The organism is uncultured Bradyrhizobium sp. (assembly GCF_936928535.1).
In the GTDB taxonomy this organism is placed as follows: Bacteria; Pseudomonadota; Alphaproteobacteria; order Rhizobiales; family Xanthobacteraceae; genus Bradyrhizobium.
The window spans coordinates 23518-37306 of the sequence record NZ_CAKZHY010000169.1 but is presented as its reverse complement, the minus strand read 5'-3'; the positions used below and the strand labels follow the sequence as shown (position 1 = coordinate 37306).

13 protein-coding genes are annotated in these 13789 nt (G+C 63.1%); 6 read left to right on the top strand and 7 right to left on the bottom strand.

Annotated elements, in window-relative coordinates:
- Nucleotides 1-43: 43 nt before the first annotated feature.
- From Q0687_RS32480 to Q0687_RS32470, 3 genes are all read left to right on the top strand, one after another.
- Nucleotides 44-1456 carry an FAD-binding oxidoreductase gene (locus Q0687_RS32480; protein ID WP_298885927.1) on the top strand — a complete coding sequence of 471 codons (1413 nt, stop codon included), beginning with the start codon at nt 44-46 and terminating at the stop codon, nt 1454-1456.
- Nucleotides 1457-1464: 8 nt separating this feature from the next.
- Nucleotides 1465-2142, top strand: coding sequence for a GntR family transcriptional regulator (locus Q0687_RS32475; RefSeq protein WP_298885925.1), 678 nt, complete (start codon nt 1465-1467; stop codon nt 2140-2142).
- 432 nt (nt 2143-2574) lie between these two features.
- Nucleotides 2575-4596, top strand: a complete 2022-nt coding sequence (locus Q0687_RS32470) for a YgiQ family radical SAM protein (RefSeq protein ID WP_298885923.1) — start codon at nt 2575-2577, stop codon at nt 4594-4596.
- A gap of 17 nt (nt 4597-4613) precedes the next feature.
- Here the strand turns inward: Q0687_RS32470 and Q0687_RS32465 are convergent, their stop codons facing one another.
- The 5 genes from Q0687_RS32465 to Q0687_RS32445 form a co-directional block, all read right to left on the bottom strand.
- A complete protein-coding gene (locus Q0687_RS32465; protein ID WP_298885921.1) occupies nt 4614-4907 on the bottom strand; it encodes a DUF718 domain-containing protein in 294 nt (97 codons plus the stop codon).
- A gap of 262 nt (nt 4908-5169) precedes the next feature.
- Nucleotides 5170-5976: an iron export ABC transporter permease subunit FetB gene (fetB, locus tag Q0687_RS32460; RefSeq protein ID WP_298886166.1), complete on the bottom strand. Its 807-nt coding sequence runs from the start codon at nt 5974-5976 to the stop codon at nt 5170-5172.
- A complete protein-coding gene (locus Q0687_RS32455) occupies nt 5973-6569 on the bottom strand; it encodes an ATP-binding cassette domain-containing protein (RefSeq protein ID WP_298885919.1) in 597 nt (198 codons plus the stop codon). The genes fetB and Q0687_RS32455 overlap by 4 nt, the downstream gene beginning before the upstream one ends.
- 3 nt (nt 6570-6572) lie before the next feature.
- On the bottom strand, nt 6573-7607 hold the full coding sequence (locus Q0687_RS32450) for a Cj0069 family protein (protein WP_298885917.1): 1035 nt from the start codon (nt 7605-7607) through the stop codon (nt 6573-6575).
- Nucleotides 7608-7742: 135 nt separating this feature from the next.
- The gene (locus Q0687_RS32445) at nt 7743-8486 is read right to left on the bottom strand and encodes an alpha/beta hydrolase (protein ID WP_298885916.1); all 744 of its coding nucleotides are present in this window, start codon (nt 8484-8486) and stop codon (nt 7743-7745) included.
- Nucleotides 8487-8743: 257 nt separating this feature from the next.
- On the opposite strand from Q0687_RS32445, the gene Q0687_RS32440 reads away from it, so the two are divergent.
- The 3 genes from Q0687_RS32440 (at nt 8744) to Q0687_RS32430 (ending at nt 12350) form a co-directional block, all read left to right on the top strand.
- On the top strand, nt 8744-10096 hold the full coding sequence (locus Q0687_RS32440) for an FAD-dependent monooxygenase (RefSeq protein ID WP_363324034.1): 1353 nt from the start codon (nt 8744-8746) through the stop codon (nt 10094-10096).
- A 208-nt stretch (nt 10097-10304) separates the two neighbouring features.
- Nucleotides 10305-11867 carry a winged helix-turn-helix domain-containing protein gene (locus Q0687_RS32435; protein ID WP_298885912.1) on the top strand — a complete coding sequence of 521 codons (1563 nt, stop codon included), beginning with the start codon at nt 10305-10307 and terminating at the stop codon, nt 11865-11867.
- Nucleotides 11868-12050: 183 nt separating this feature from the next.
- Entirely contained in the window at nt 12051-12350 is a 300-nt protein-coding gene (locus Q0687_RS32430; RefSeq protein WP_298885910.1) for a DUF1127 domain-containing protein, read from the top strand.
- A gap of 77 nt (nt 12351-12427) precedes the next feature.
- Here the strand turns inward: Q0687_RS32430 and Q0687_RS32425 are convergent, their stop codons facing one another.
- Together Q0687_RS32425 and Q0687_RS32420 are read right to left on the bottom strand one after the other, a co-directional pair.
- On the bottom strand, nt 12428-12751 hold the full coding sequence (locus Q0687_RS32425; protein ID WP_298885908.1) for a hypothetical protein: 324 nt from the start codon (nt 12749-12751) through the stop codon (nt 12428-12430).
- 126 nt (nt 12752-12877) lie between these two features.
- Nucleotides 12878-13630: a hypothetical protein gene (locus Q0687_RS32420; RefSeq protein ID WP_298885906.1), complete on the bottom strand. Its 753-nt coding sequence runs from the start codon at nt 13628-13630 to the stop codon at nt 12878-12880.
- Nucleotides 13631-13789 lie beyond the last annotated feature (159 nt).

Here is a 13789-nt window from a genome sequence, read left to right as displayed (position 1 = left end):
GGTCCGCCACGGGCGCCCCGGCCAGATCTGCAAGAGGTCTCACATGGACATGGCGACGCCCGCCGGACATCCCGGTTCATTGCTCGCAGCGCTGCGCGACAAGCTCGGCGCTGCGGCCGTGCTGACCGGCAGCGATGTGCCTGCACGCAACTGCAACGACTGGAGCGCGAGCCTGCCGCAAACGCCGCTCGCGGTGATCCGCCCGCTCGACGCGCAGGGCGTGGCGGATGCGATCGGGACCTGCCGGCAGGCGCGCCTACCCTTCGTGCCGCAAGGCGGCTTGACGGGACTCTGCCGCGGGGCCGCGCCCGAAACGGGCTGGGTCGCGATCTCGCTGGAGCGCATGACCGGCATCGAGGAGATCGATCCCGCCTCGATGACGATGACGGTGAAATCAGGCACGCCGCTGGAGACGATCCAGAAGGCTGCAGACGAGGCCGGCTTTTTCTTTCCGCTCGACCTCGGCTCGCGCGGCTCCTGCGCCATCGGCGGCAACCTCTCCACCAATGCCGGCGGCAACCGCGTGATCCGCTACGGCATGACGCGCGAACTGGTGCTCGGCCTCGAAGTGGTGCTGCCCGACGGCACCATCATCACCAGCCTCAACAAGCTGATGAAGAACAATGCCGGCTACGATCTGAAGCATCTCTTCATCGGCTCGGAAGGCACGCTCGGCATCATCACCCGCGTGGTGCTGAAGCTGTTTCCAAAGCCGCGCTCGACCATGGCCGCACTTTGCGCGCTCAAGGACTATGCCGCCGTGATCGCGCTGCTCGATGCCGCCCGCAGCGGGCTCGGTCCGCTGCTCTCGGCGTTCGAAGTGATGTGGCCAGACTATTGGGAGGTGATCACGACCCGCGCCGGCGTCAAGCCGCCGGTCGCCGCCGGCCAGGGTCTCTATGTGCTGGTCGAGGCGCAGGGCACCGACGAGAACGTCGATGCGCCGCGCTTCCAGGCCTGGCTCGAAGAATTGATGGAGCGAGGTCTGCTGGTCGATGCCGCCGTGGCGCAATCGCTCGCGCAGACGCAGGCGTTCTGGCGCGTGCGCGACATCTGCGCCGAGTTCGGCCAGGTGCTGGGGCCGCACATCTCCTACGACATCGGCCTTGCGGTGGCGCGGATGGACGAGTTCGCCACGCGCTGCAAGGCCGCGCTGGCCGACGGCATCAACGGCGGCGAGAGCGTCTATTACGGGCATATCGGCGATGGCAATCTGCACCTGGTTTCCTGGGTCACGGGCCTTCCCGTCGAGCAGCAGCCCAAGGAGGAGATGGACACGATCATCTACGGCCTCGTGCGCGACATGGGCGGCAGCGTCTCGGCCGAGCACGGCATCGGCACACTGAAGAAGAAGTGGCTGGGACATGCCCGCAGCGAGGCGGAGATCGCCTTGATGCGGACATTGAAGGCCGCGCTCGATCCCGATCATCTGCTCAATCCCGGCAAGGTCATCTGAGAACGCCGATGCGCTCACTCAAGCTCGATGCGCCGAAATCGCTGTCGCAGCGGGTGATGCTGCGGCTGCGGCAGGCGATCATCGACGGCGAGTTCGCGCTCGGCGCTGCCATCTCCGAGGAGATGGTGGCCAATTCGTTCGGCGTCAGCCGCACGCCGGTGCGCGAGGCCATGGGCCAGTTGCAGGCGCAAGGGCTGGTGGTGATCCGGCCACAGGTCGGCAGCTTCGTGTTCACGCCGAGCGCCGAGGACATCAATGCGCTCTGCACCTTCCGCATCGCGCTCGAACCCAAGGCGGCCGAGCTCGCCTTCCGTCATGACCGCGATGGTGCGATCGCGACGATGAGCGAGGCCATCGCGGCGATGGAGCCGGCGGTCGCTGCGCGCGACAACATTGCCTATGGCCGCGCCGACGCCGCCTTTCACGAAGGCCTGTTCGCGCATTGCGGCAATCGCTATCTCGCCGAATCCTACCAGCTCGTCTCGGGCCGCGTCGCCGCGCTGCGCACCAATCTGACATCGCCGATCGACGTGCGCACCCGCTCGTCGTTCGACGAGCATCGCAAGCTGCTCGATTTGTTCGCGCGCGGCGAGTTTGCCGCCTTCGAAGCGGCGATGACCACGCACATCACGAATTCGGGCGTTGTCTACGCCAAGGCGTTGAAGGTGGAGACGTCGGCCAATTGAGCGGCTCTATTGCCCGCCCCTCGGTCCCGGCCTGTCCAGAAAATCCAGCGCCGTGTTGATCTGTTCGAGCTGATGCTCAATTTTGTCTCGGTCCTCGACCGACTGCGCCTTCTCGAGCTGTTCGACAAGCTTCTGCTTCCGCGACAGCAAATTCTCTATGACTGTACTACTCACAGTTCCCCCATCGCCCGAGGCGAATATCGAGGCAGATCCCGGGCACGGGCGCGCGCAAGCCGGGCTCGCCACGATCCCTTGAGGAGAATGTGCGCGGAGCCGGATGGTTCCTGCGAATGAACCACCCTGCGGCGGCGAGCCGGCCGGAGTCCGGCTGGCGCTCGCAAAGGGTTAATGCGCCCGAGCGACTACGGAATCGGCATCATTCACGCGTCCGTCGGTTGTATTCGCGGGCGCGGAGTCTTATCCCTTGGCCCCATGGACATCCAGATCATTGCCGCCGAAAAGCCCCTGATGGCCCAGGCGCGCCCGCGCAAGCCGGCGCCGTTCCTCCCGATGAGCCGCGCCGAGATGGACGCGCTCGGCTGGGATGCCTGCGACATCGTGCTGGTGACAGGCGACGCCTATGTCGACCATCCGAGCTTTGGCATGGCCATCATCGGCCGCCTACTGGAGGCACAGGGTTTTCGCGTCGGCATCATCGCGCAGCCCGACTGGCATTCGGCCGAGCCGTTCAAGGCGCTCGGCAAGCCAAAAGTGTTCTTCGGCGTGACCGGCGGCAACATGGACTCCATGGTGAACCGCTACACCGCGGATCGCCGGATCCGCAGCGACGACGCCTACACGGCCGGCGGCGAAGGCGGCAAGCGGCCGGACCGCTGCACCATCGTCTACGCCCAGCGCTGCCGCGAGGCGTTCAAAGACGTGCCGATCGTGCTCGGCGGCATCGAGGCCTCGCTGCGCCGGATCGCGCATTACGATTACTGGTCGGACAAGGTGCGCCGCTCGGTGCTGGCCGACGCCAAGGCCGATCTGCTGCTCTACGGCAATGCCGAGCGCGCCGTGGTCGAAGTGGCGCATCGGCTCGCCGGCGGGCAAGCGCCGCGTGAGCTCGACGACATCAGGGGCGTCGCGCTGTTCCGCCGCGTGCCCGAAGATTACTCCGAGCTGCACGCCGACGATCTCGATTCCGCCGACGAAGGGGCGACGCGCCAGAAGGGCGCGACAGTCATCCGTCTGCCGGCGCTGGAGCAGGTCGAGCAGGACAAGGAAGCCTACGCCCGCGCCTCGCGCGTGCTGCATCGGGAGAGCAATCCCGGCAATGCGCGGCCGCTGGTGCAGCGTCACGGCGATCGCGATCTCTGGCTCAACCCGCCACCGATCCCGCTGACATCAGAGGAGATGGACGCGGTCTACGATCTGCCTTACGCCCGCGCGCCGCATCCCTCCTATGGCGAGGCCAAGATCCCCGCCTGGGACATGATCAAGTTCTCGGTGACGATCATGCGCGGCTGCTTCGGCGGCTGCACCTTCTGCTCGATCACCGAGCATGAGGGCCGCATCATCCAGAACCGCTCGGAAGGCTCGATCCTGCGCGAGATCGAACTGATCCGCGACAAGACGCCGGGCTTCACCGGCGTGATCTCCGACATCGGTGGCCCCACCGCCAACATGTACCGGATGGCGTGCAAGGACCCGAAGGTCGAGGCCGCGTGCCGACGGCCGTCCTGCGTCTTCCCCGAGATCTGCCCGAACCTCAACACCTCGCATGACGATCTCATCCGCCTCTATCGCAAGGTGCGCGAGACCAAAGGCATCAAGAAGGTGATGGTCGCCTCGGGCGTGCGCTACGACCTCGCGGTCGAGAGCCCCGAATACATCAAGGAGCTCGTCACCCATCACGTCGGCGGCTATCTGAAGATCGCCCCTGAACATACCGAGCGCGGCCCGCTCGACAAGATGATGAAGCCGGGCATCGGCGCCTACGACAAGTTCAAGCGGATGTTCGATGCGGCGGCAGAGCAGGCCGGCAAGAAATATTATCTCATTCCCTATTTCATCGCGGCGCATCCGGGCACGACCGACGAGGACATGATGAACCTCGCGCTGTGGCTGAAGAAGAACCGCTATCGCGCTGATCAAGTGCAGACCTTCCTGCCCTCGCCGATGGCGACCGCCACCGCGATGTACCACACCGGCGTCAATCCGCTGCGCGGCGTGCGCCACGGCGGCAGCGACAAGGTCGAGGCGATCAAGGGCCTGCGTCAGCGCCGCCTGCACAAGGCCTTCCTGCGCTACCACGACCCTGACAATTGGCCGGTGCTGCGCGAGGCCCTGATCGAGATGGGCCGCCGCGATTTGATCGGCTCGCAGCCGCACCAGCTCGTCCCCGCGCATCAGCCGCCCGGCACCGGCAAGGCCGCCGGCACCAGGCGCCCCGTTCGATCAGGCGGCAAGACGCAGAAGTTCACGACCAAGGGCCTGCGGGTGATGAAGTAGCGGCCGCCTCGCGGCCGCTAGAGATCGAGCACCACCGCCCCCGACACGGCATCCGTGACGCCGCGCCCCGGGCCCTGGTCCTCGAGCATTGACCTGAAACTGTCGAGCGTCTTGATCATCGCAGGTCGCGCCGCGATCATCGCGTCCTGACTGGCCCATGTGCCGATCAGGCAGAAACTTTGCTCGCCGGTCTTGATGATGACGCCATGCTCGAGGCCCGGCCATTTCGCCTTGCCGCCACGATGCGCATCGAGAAAGGCGGTCTCCTCACCCTGCTTCACCCTGAACTTCACCACATTATAGACTTGCATGACGTGCCTCCTGAAAATGGATCGATCAAAAGCAAGCGCCGGACGAGGTCCGGTTCAACCGCACCATTTTGCACCCCCAAGCACAAAAGTCGAAAACAACCCCATGCACAGTAGCGGGGTTAGCGAAATCAAGGGCTTGCAGAGCAGCGCGATCGGAATGCCTCGTTCAACGCAAAATTTCTGAAAAACAGCAATATCACTTGTTGCGTCGGGCAAAACAGGCGTATGGTGACATCATCGCAGGATCCTGCAGGCGCAGAGCCTAAGCCGGCTCTCCGGTCGAAATGCGATCGAGGCGCAGCCGGTGTCGCTGGTCGGTCAGCAGATGTGCGCCACCGAGGACGGCGGCCAGCGTTCCCAACCCCGTTCCGCCTGCGATCAGGAACATGATCAATAGCTGATATTTTGCCGCGTCGACCGGCTCGACGCCTGCGAGAATCTGGCCGGTCATCATTCCCGGCAAGGAGACGAGGCCGATGGCCGCCATGCTGTTCATGATCGGCGTGAAGCCGCTTCGCAGCGCGTCCCGTACGACCGGCAGCACGGCTTGATACCGGGTGCCGCCCAGTGCGAGGCAAGCTTCGATGGCGGCTCGTTCGCGCACAAGGCCGGTGATCAGGACGTCCAATCCCAGACTGATCCCCGTCATGGTGTTGCCCAGGATCATGCCCAGCAGCGGCAGCGCGTAGCGGGGGTGATACCAGGGCTCGGGGCGCAGCTGCGTCAGAAGGGCGAACATCGTGACGGTACCGGCCGCGAGCAGCGTGCATCCGGCGCCCAGGCCGTAGCTCCAAACGCCGGGAAGACGCCGTTTCTGCCGCGCGACGATTTCGCGCGAAGCGAACAGGACCATGACGAATGCCGCCAGCGCGGTCCAGAGCGGCGAGACAGCGGCGAACAGGAAGGTCAGAACGTATCCGACCAGCACGAGTTGGACCACCATCCTGATAGTGGCGACGACCAGTTGCTTTTCGAGCTTGAGCTGGAGAACAAGCGAGAGCGCGGCGTCCATGACGACGAGGAGCGCGGGCAGGACAAGGTCGCCGTAGGCCAGGGGGATGTACGTCACGACCGGCATTCCTCGATCCCGCCGCCGGTGTTCATCCGCAAAATCCTCGACCCGACCCTGCGGGCTTGGGCATCGTCGTGCGTGCTCCAGATCACGCTCGCTCCCTCCGCCACCCGCTCGGCGATCACGGATTCCACGGCCGCAACCGATGCCGCGTCGAGCGCAGAGGTCGGCTCGTCCAGCAGGAGCACGCGCGATTGCAGCACGAGCGCCCGCACCAGCGCCAGTCGCTGTCTCTCGCCCGTCGAAAGTCTTTGGATCGGCCAGGAGCCGCAGCTGTCCGGCAGCCGCAAGCACTTGACCAGCGGCAGGGCATCATCCCAGGTCGTGAAGTGCTTCTGCACCGTATCGGACCACCAGCCGGGCTCGGCGGCAAGGTAGGTCACTTGCTTTCGCCAGGCGGGAGCGGGCATCGTTTCCCTGAGCCTTCCGTCCAGCTTGACCGCTCCTTCGTTGGGATCAAGATCCGCGATGGAGCGGAGCAGCAAGGTCTTTCCCACGCCGGAAGGCCCTTGCAGGACGACGCATTCGCCGTCCTGCAAGTCGAATGATACCCGGATGTGCAATCGCTTGAGACCGCTCACCGTCAACATGCGTCAAGGCTCGCGCTGCAGTCGATCTGCGACACACCTGGCGATCTCGCCCGCCGCCTCTTGCGGATAGGGATGCACCGAACTGACATTGATCTCGCCGAGCACGTAGCTGTCGCTGCCGTCGGCCCGAACAGGGCCGAGCATGAAGTCGGCGTCCCAGATCGCGGGCAAGTCATCTCGCGCGATGTCCAGCAGCGAGACCAGCTGTGGCGTCCACTCATCCTCCATCATCAGACGCAGCCGCTGGAAGCGGGGATCTGCGTTCGAAGTGTAGAGCCGCGGTCCCGCCGCGGAACGCGCGGCCGGCGACTCGACCAGCGCTTTCACTTTGTGATGACCGAAACCGGCGCAGCGATCGCCGGCCATGTAGCAGCGCACCACGCCCTCGCTCAGGCGAGGCTGGAATGCCTGATCGATCACGCTGCCGTTCTCGAAATACGCCGCGCACCGCTGGATGAAATCGTCGAGCGACAATTCCTCCGGCGCTTCCTTGGTCGCATCCAGCACTTTCACCATGGGCGACGCTTGCTGCTTCTCGACCTTCCAGACGCCCTGACCGCCATTGCCCCGGCTGCGCTTGATGACACGCGGACCGGCAGCAAGCCGCGTCGGCAGCTCGGTACGCATCGCCTCGGCGGTCCGATACAGCGCCGTGTCTGAGCCCCAGCTCATCGAGCGGGTATGATAGAGGACATCCTTCGTGCCCATCTTGAGGATGACATCGGGATGCGCGCTCACCCATACGCCTTGCGCGGCGACGTCGCGGAGCAGGGCGTCGAGACCGGCACGGTTTCGACCGTCTTGAATCGGGTTGACCCAGACGAGCACGCCATCCACATCGAGCAGTTGTTCGCGGACGGCTTCCGCGAAGCTCTCGTCGTAAATCGCTGGGTGAGCTTCGATGCCGAGCGCGGCGAGCGCCTCGAAGACGTCGACGAAGCGACCTTTCTTCGAGGTGGCGTCTCGACGGGCGACCGCGTCTCCTCGCGAGAGGATGGCGACGGCAGGGCGGGAGGAGGATTGTCTTTCAGTATCCATGCGCAAGCTCCACGTGTTGCGTGCTGCGCAGAGCTTGGACCGAAGTCTCAGCGGGAGTCTGCCTGATCCCGCTGAGGGTAGTCTATGTGATGTCGCTTGGTCCGATCAAGTGCAACTGTCCCGACGGAACGGTCCTCAATTCAAACTCGCCACGAACGCGTCGATCGCGTCTGCCGCCTGCTTCGGCTGCTGGCACATCCACCAATGACCTGCGTTCAGGATCGCGACCCTTGCGCCGGCGCGTTCGGCGGAACGGCGGGCCAGTTTCTCTCCGCCGCAATATCCATCCTCCGTTGCGATGACGGCCAGGCCCGGCTTCGCTGCGGCATCGTGCAATCCACGTCCAAAATCGCGCATGACGGGCTGCGCCGCCGATCGGTACAGGGTCAGGATGGCCCGGCCCAGTCCCTCATTGGTACCCGCGACCACGCGAGCCGCAATCGCCGGCGTCATGCCGAGGCTGACGAAACGATCGATGCGCGCCGCGGCAGGCACGCTCGCCATCTCCGCAAGCGCCTGTTCACCCAGCTGCTCCGTCTGCCAGACCTGCGCAAGGTCATGCCAGACGTAATCGGGATCGAAGCATCCCAGAATGTCGCTGCTCCACGACCGGATCAGGTCCGGACGCTCCATGGCAATTCGCACGACGTGGCCGCCGCCCCAATCATGGCCGATCAAATCGATGGGTTGCGGAAGCCTGGTCAATTCACCGGCCAGCCAGTCCCGATAAGCGCCGGTGGTACATGCGAACCCCGCGGGAATCGGGGAGCCGAACCCGGGAGGCGACAAGCGAACGACCTCGCCGCTGCGAAGATGTGGCACCAGATCGTCCCAGATGGCCGCGGTCTCGGGGTTTCCGTGAACAAGAACAATCGTCATCGAACACATCCCTTCTTTGGAAATGACGGCCGGGGCGCGCGAAGCCTTGAAGACGGCACCTTATCGGCTCGACCTCCCCAGGAATAGCCAGCAAGCGCGTTCCGAACGGATGCGCCTGATAGGGCGTCCTTGCGGTGAGCTCGTCTCCCGATCACCCGCTCCGATTGACATCGTCCGGAAGGTGCATCAACCTGAGAGCATATTATCGATCATTATCCGGCTGCGCACGAAGGCGCGGGCGCACCGCCTATTTTTAGATGGAGATTGCAATGTCCAGACTGTTGGGCACGCACGCCGTTGTCATTGGAGCAGGCATCGGCGGCCTCGCGACGGCAAAACTGCTGTCATCCTATTTCACTGATGTCACAGTGCTGGAACGCGATGCGTTTGCCGATCGCGCCGAACCACGCGTAGGCACGCCGCATTGCCGGCAGGCCCATGTTCTGCTGAAGGCGGGGCTGCTGGAGCTGCTCAACGTCTATCCCGAATTGGAACGCGAGCTCGAGCTTGCAGGCGCGGTTCGGGCCAGGACCGCGGTCGACATCATGATCGAGACGCCAGGGATCGATCCATGGCCACAGCGGGATTTTGGATTCGATACCTTGTGCATGACGAGGCCTCTACTCGAATTCGTCGTGCGGTCACTGACGACGAGAGAAGCCAACATCGATCTGCAACCGCAGTGCCGGGTCACAAAACTTCAACTCTCCGGCGGCCAACGCGTCACCGGGTTGACCTATGAGCAGACTGGCGCTGCCAGAGAGATCACCGCGGACCTCATTGTCGATGCGTCCTCGCGCGGCAACATGACGCTGGAGACGCTCGATGCCTGCGGTATTGCCCGCCCCGATGAAACGGACATCGGCGTCGACATCGTCTACGGAACGGGCCTGTTCCGGCTTTCAGAGAACGCGTCGCGCAAATGGCGCGGCGTCATTCATCGGCCGGCCGCAGCAAGCGGTCGCGGCGGTTTCGTTTTCCCGTGCGAGAACGACAGCTGGCAGGTGACCCTGAACGGAATGCACAACGACGGTCCGCCGGACGACCTGCCCGGGTTTATCGCCTTTTCCAGGACGTTCCGGACCTCGACGATCTACGACGCGCTTAGGGATGCGACCCCGCTCGGGACCATCAACCGCTTTGCCTTTCCCAGCAGCCGGCGTCGACGCTTCGAAGCACTGACCGCCTTCCCCGAAGGGCTGCTTCCGATCGGCGACGTCATTTGCCGGTTCAATCCGGCGTTCGGACAGGGGATGACAGTGGCCGCGCAGGAGGTCAGTGTCCTCCGGCGGCTGCTCGACGAGCGGGTCGGCGCGGCCGCTCCACTCGAGGGTCTGGCCGGCGCATTCTTCAAAGCCATCCAGAATGTCCTGGCCGCACCATGGTCGTTGGCGGAGAGCGATTTCATGTACGAGAAGACCCGCGGCGCGCGCCCTGCGGACTTCGCGCAGCGCATGCAATTCACCGGCGCGCTGATGCGCCTCGCCGTCGAGGATGCGGGCGTGCACCGTTTGCTGACCGAGGTCAATCATCTGATGGCGCCTCCGACCGTGCTGCGAGATCCAGCGATCGTCCAGAAGGTGACCGCACGGATAGCCGCTTCCACCTGAATGCCAGGCGACCTGGCGCTTCATTGCGCAGGATGGGTCGAGCCTTGGCGAAACCATTCATGCTTCGTCATAGGCGGATCAATGGTGGGGTTTCGCTGGCGCTCCACCCTTCATGCGAGTTGCTGGATCAACAGCTCGCTTACATTTTCCTCATTGGCAGCCTATTCTCAGAGTTCCAGAGAGGGTGGTCACCGAGAGGGAATCCAGCTTGCGTTTTCTTTTTGAGGATTACGCCTTGGATACCGACAGGCGCGAGCTGCAGTGCGCAACGGGAATGGTTGTTGTCGCACCCCAAGTGTTCGATCTACTTGAATACCTGATCCGAAACAGAGAGCGCGTCGTCAGCAAGGACGATCTCATCGATGCCGTTTGGAAAGGCCGTATCGTCTCGGACGCTGCGCTGACGACTCGCGTGAATGCCGCCCGGAGCGCAATCGGCGACACGGGTGAGAAACAGCACTTCATCAAGACTTTGCCGCGCAAAGGTTTCCGCTTTGTGGGTGCAGTGCAGGAAGCCCGGGGGCCCGCAAATGAGACGGCGGGCCCAGTCGAGCGAACCGCCGACACGCCGCCGCGCCTCTCCATCGTCGTGCTACCCTTCGCGAACCTCAGCGGCGATCGCGAGCAGGACTATTTCGTGGATGGTGTAACAGAGAGTTTGACCACCGACTTGTCGCGCATCGCTGGTTCATTTGTCATCGCACGGAACAGCGCCGTCTCATACAAAGGCGGAGCAGTCGATGTACGGCAAGTCGGCCGCGAATTGAACGTTCGCTATGTGCTTGAAGGCTCGGTGCAACGCAGCGGCAAACGGCTTCGGATCAACGTGCAGTTGATCGATGCCGGGAACGGCCAGCATCTTTGGGCCGAACGCTTCGAGAAGCCTGTCGTCGACCTGTTCGACATGCAGGACGAAATCGTATCGAGGCTCGCCAATACATTAGGTCGCCAGCTCATCGCGGCTGAAGCGCGACGAGCCGAACGTACGTTGCATCCCGATGCGATGGACTTGTACTTCCAAGGCCGGGCCTGGTTGATGAAGCGGATCAGCCTTGAATGCGTGAGGCAAGCACGGAGCTTCTTCGAACGCTCTCTGGAGCTCGACCCCGGCAACGTCGAAGCAATGATTGGCCTGGCAAATGTTGATGCGACAATAGGAACCAGCTTTACAACGGATGATGGGCCAGCGCGGCTAGCAGCGGCCGAGGCGATGGCGAACAGGGCATTGTCGATCAATCCGAACCATGTTTCGGCTCACCTGGTTCGGGGTTACGTCCAGATCTTTACGAACCGGGCCGCTCAAGGCCTTCGTGAATTCGAGCATGCGTTGGCGCTGAATCCGAATGGGGCCCCTGTTCATGCGGCCCTTGGTCTCGCCAAATTCTGCATGGGTCGCTCTGCCGAGACCGAAGGCCATATACTCGAGGCGTTCCGTCTGTCCCCTCGCGACATCGAAGCTTACCAATGGACGTGTTTTGTGGGCGTGGCCAAGCTACAGCTTGGTTCGGACGTCGAAGCCGTCAGTTGGCTACGACGAAGCACTGAGGCGAACCGCAACTTTCCGCTCGCTCATTTGTCGCTCGCTGCTGCGTTGGGCCTGATCGGCGCGCTCGATGAGGCACGAACTGCCGCAAGAACGGGACTTGCGCTCAACCCGGGTTTCACCATCCGTCGCTTCCTCGCGGCTCAACCAAGCGACAACCCGATTTACCTTGCTGGGCTCGCGCACGCGTGTGAAGGCTTCCGCCTCGCTGGCGTGCCGGAAGGGTGATGAGCGCTGCGGGCTAAAGGCAAACTCATGCATTGCGGCACCTCAAGCACTTGGCCCGCCCTCGCCGGACATCGAAACAATAATCTGCCGGTGGGCAAAATGTAAGCCGCCGGTCAAGCGTATGCGTTCAGCGTGCGGCATCCTCGTGGCGGTGAAAGAGCACCGTCCGAAGGAGGCACCGCAATGAGCACGACGCGCGGCACGGCGTGGCTGGGACAGCAGACATCAGGCTCGACCCGGCGTGTTGCCAGCTTCATCTGGAAATACTGGGATGCCTTTCAGGCGCGCCGTGAACGCCAAAGATTGCGCGCCACGATGTCCGGTCTAAGCGACCGGGAGCTGATGGACATCGGCACCTCGCGGAGCGAGATCGACTACGTGGCCTCGCACCGAGGTATTGCCCAGCGAAGCATCCGATCCGGCGAATGGCTGCGATACCTGCCAACGATGGATGGCCAAATCGGGCCCACTGATTTCCGATAGGGTCAGTTGCGTCGTTTCATGATGCCGGAGCTCACTGCCCGCTTCGGTCACAAGCCCGGCGACGAACCTTGATGGATTCATGTCATGCTGCCCGGCAGGAAGCAGCGGACGCGTGGATGACCATCGATATAGTACTTCCATATCATGGTGGGGCCAGCGCGGTTCGGCTGCTTCAAAACCGCACCATCAGGAACCACGACCCATTCGCCTTCGAGGCGAACGCGGAAATGCCCATGATCTGACTCCCAATCCGCGTCAAAGACGATGTGCCCATCGGCGTTCGTACAGCACTGCCCAAACTCACTCTGCAAGCTTTCGAACCATGGCTTCAGCGGCGAATTTGCGAAACGCCCATCATCGCGGGCGAGCACCGGTGTGGTCAGGAAGGCCAGGCTGAGCATCGCGACTGCCGTTCTCCCTAGCATTCGCTCCTCTCCACGGTCTTGCCAAAGGGCTGGTGGACGCATGCTGTGTCTCACTCTTGTCCGGGACTGAGAAACGAAGCGCCGCAAGTCGGATGGCACCTGCTATCTGCCGAATGCAGCAGGCTGAGTGGAGGTGAATGCATTGGGCCGAACGAAGACAAGGCGGGACGTCACCGGTATTTCCATGTCGTCGTGGCCGTCCTGGCCAATGAGGATGAGGCCCGCCCCGCCATTGGCCACCGTGAAGATGACTGGCTCATCCGCCCATGTCCTGATCGGCTCCATTGCAATGATGAGAAACTCGCCGATAGGCTGATCCAAATATTGAAGCCTTAGCTGCGGCGCGACTTCAGCAGGTGCGAGCTGAAGTCCCAGCCGCTGAGCCTGCGCAAAGATGTTCCGCAGCGTCGCCGTTTCACCTTGGAGCCCCAATTCGGCCGGCGATACAACAAGCAGCTCAAGTTCGCTTTTCTTGTCGCTCAGGACAAAGGCTGGCCGCGAGAGGGCCTCGTCCGCCAAGTTTCCAGCGCTGCAACCGATGGCAGCCAGAGCGTTGCGAAGGGCAAACAGGTCCCTGAAGGTCCCGATAGCAATCGTTTTCCACACCGGAAACTCGGCGAACGACCCGGCTGAGGTCCGCGAGCCGAGTGACGGCCGAGCCGTCTTGAGTGCCAAGTGATTGCGCAGGACATCCTGCGCCGTGCATTGAGCCTTGGTCTCCCGAGTTGGCACCATCGCAAAGCAGCAGAGCAAGACGACAGCAAGCCAACTGCCGTTGTACCTGTCTGGCGAACGAGAGAGCCTCACGATTTTTCGCTGCGAAGAGAGATGCTCGATCTCATGGATCACGCCCATCGGCCACCCTTTCGGCGCCAATTTTTCCCGTAAGAGATCTGGAAAAGGTGCGAAGTGGTTTCGGAGAAATCATGCGCCGACAGCAGAAAGCGCGACGATGATCCGTTCCAGATCTCATTGCGCTTTAGGTGTCACGGCAGCGCCTGCGACGCTTGACCT

Excerpts from the sequence above, each read along its gene's own strand:
- Q0687_RS32425 (WP_298885908.1), bottom strand. The coding sequence starts at position 12,751 with ATGCTCAGCCTGGCCTTCCTGACCACACCGGTGCTCGCCCGCGATGAT.
- Q0687_RS32475 (WP_298885925.1), top strand. The coding sequence starts at position 1,465 with ATGCGCTCACTCAAGCTCGATGCGCCGAAATCGCTGTCGCAGCGGGTG.
- Q0687_RS32420 (WP_298885906.1), bottom strand. The coding sequence starts at position 13,630 with ATGGGCGTGATCCATGAGATCGAGCATCTCTCTTCGCAGCGAAAAATC.
- Q0687_RS32450 (WP_298885917.1), bottom strand. The coding sequence starts at position 7,607 with ATGGATACTGAAAGACAATCCTCCTCCCGCCCTGCCGTCGCCATCCTC.
- Q0687_RS32480 (WP_298885927.1), top strand. The coding sequence starts at position 44 with ATGGACATGGCGACGCCCGCCGGACATCCCGGTTCATTGCTCGCAGCG.
- Q0687_RS32445 (WP_298885916.1), bottom strand. The coding sequence starts at position 8,486 with ATGACGATTGTTCTTGTTCACGGAAACCCCGAGACCGCGGCCATCTGG.
- Q0687_RS32470 (WP_298885923.1), top strand. The coding sequence starts at position 2,575 with ATGGACATCCAGATCATTGCCGCCGAAAAGCCCCTGATGGCCCAGGCG.
- Q0687_RS32440 (WP_363324034.1), top strand. The coding sequence starts at position 8,744 with ATGGAGATTGCAATGTCCAGACTGTTGGGCACGCACGCCGTTGTCATT.
- Q0687_RS32455 (WP_298885919.1), bottom strand. The coding sequence starts at position 6,569 with ATGTTGACGGTGAGCGGTCTCAAGCGATTGCACATCCGGGTATCATTC.
- Q0687_RS32465 (WP_298885921.1), bottom strand. The coding sequence starts at position 4,907 with ATGCAAGTCTATAATGTGGTGAAGTTCAGGGTGAAGCAGGGTGAGGAG.
- Q0687_RS32430 (WP_298885910.1), top strand. The coding sequence starts at position 12,051 with ATGAGCACGACGCGCGGCACGGCGTGGCTGGGACAGCAGACATCAGGC.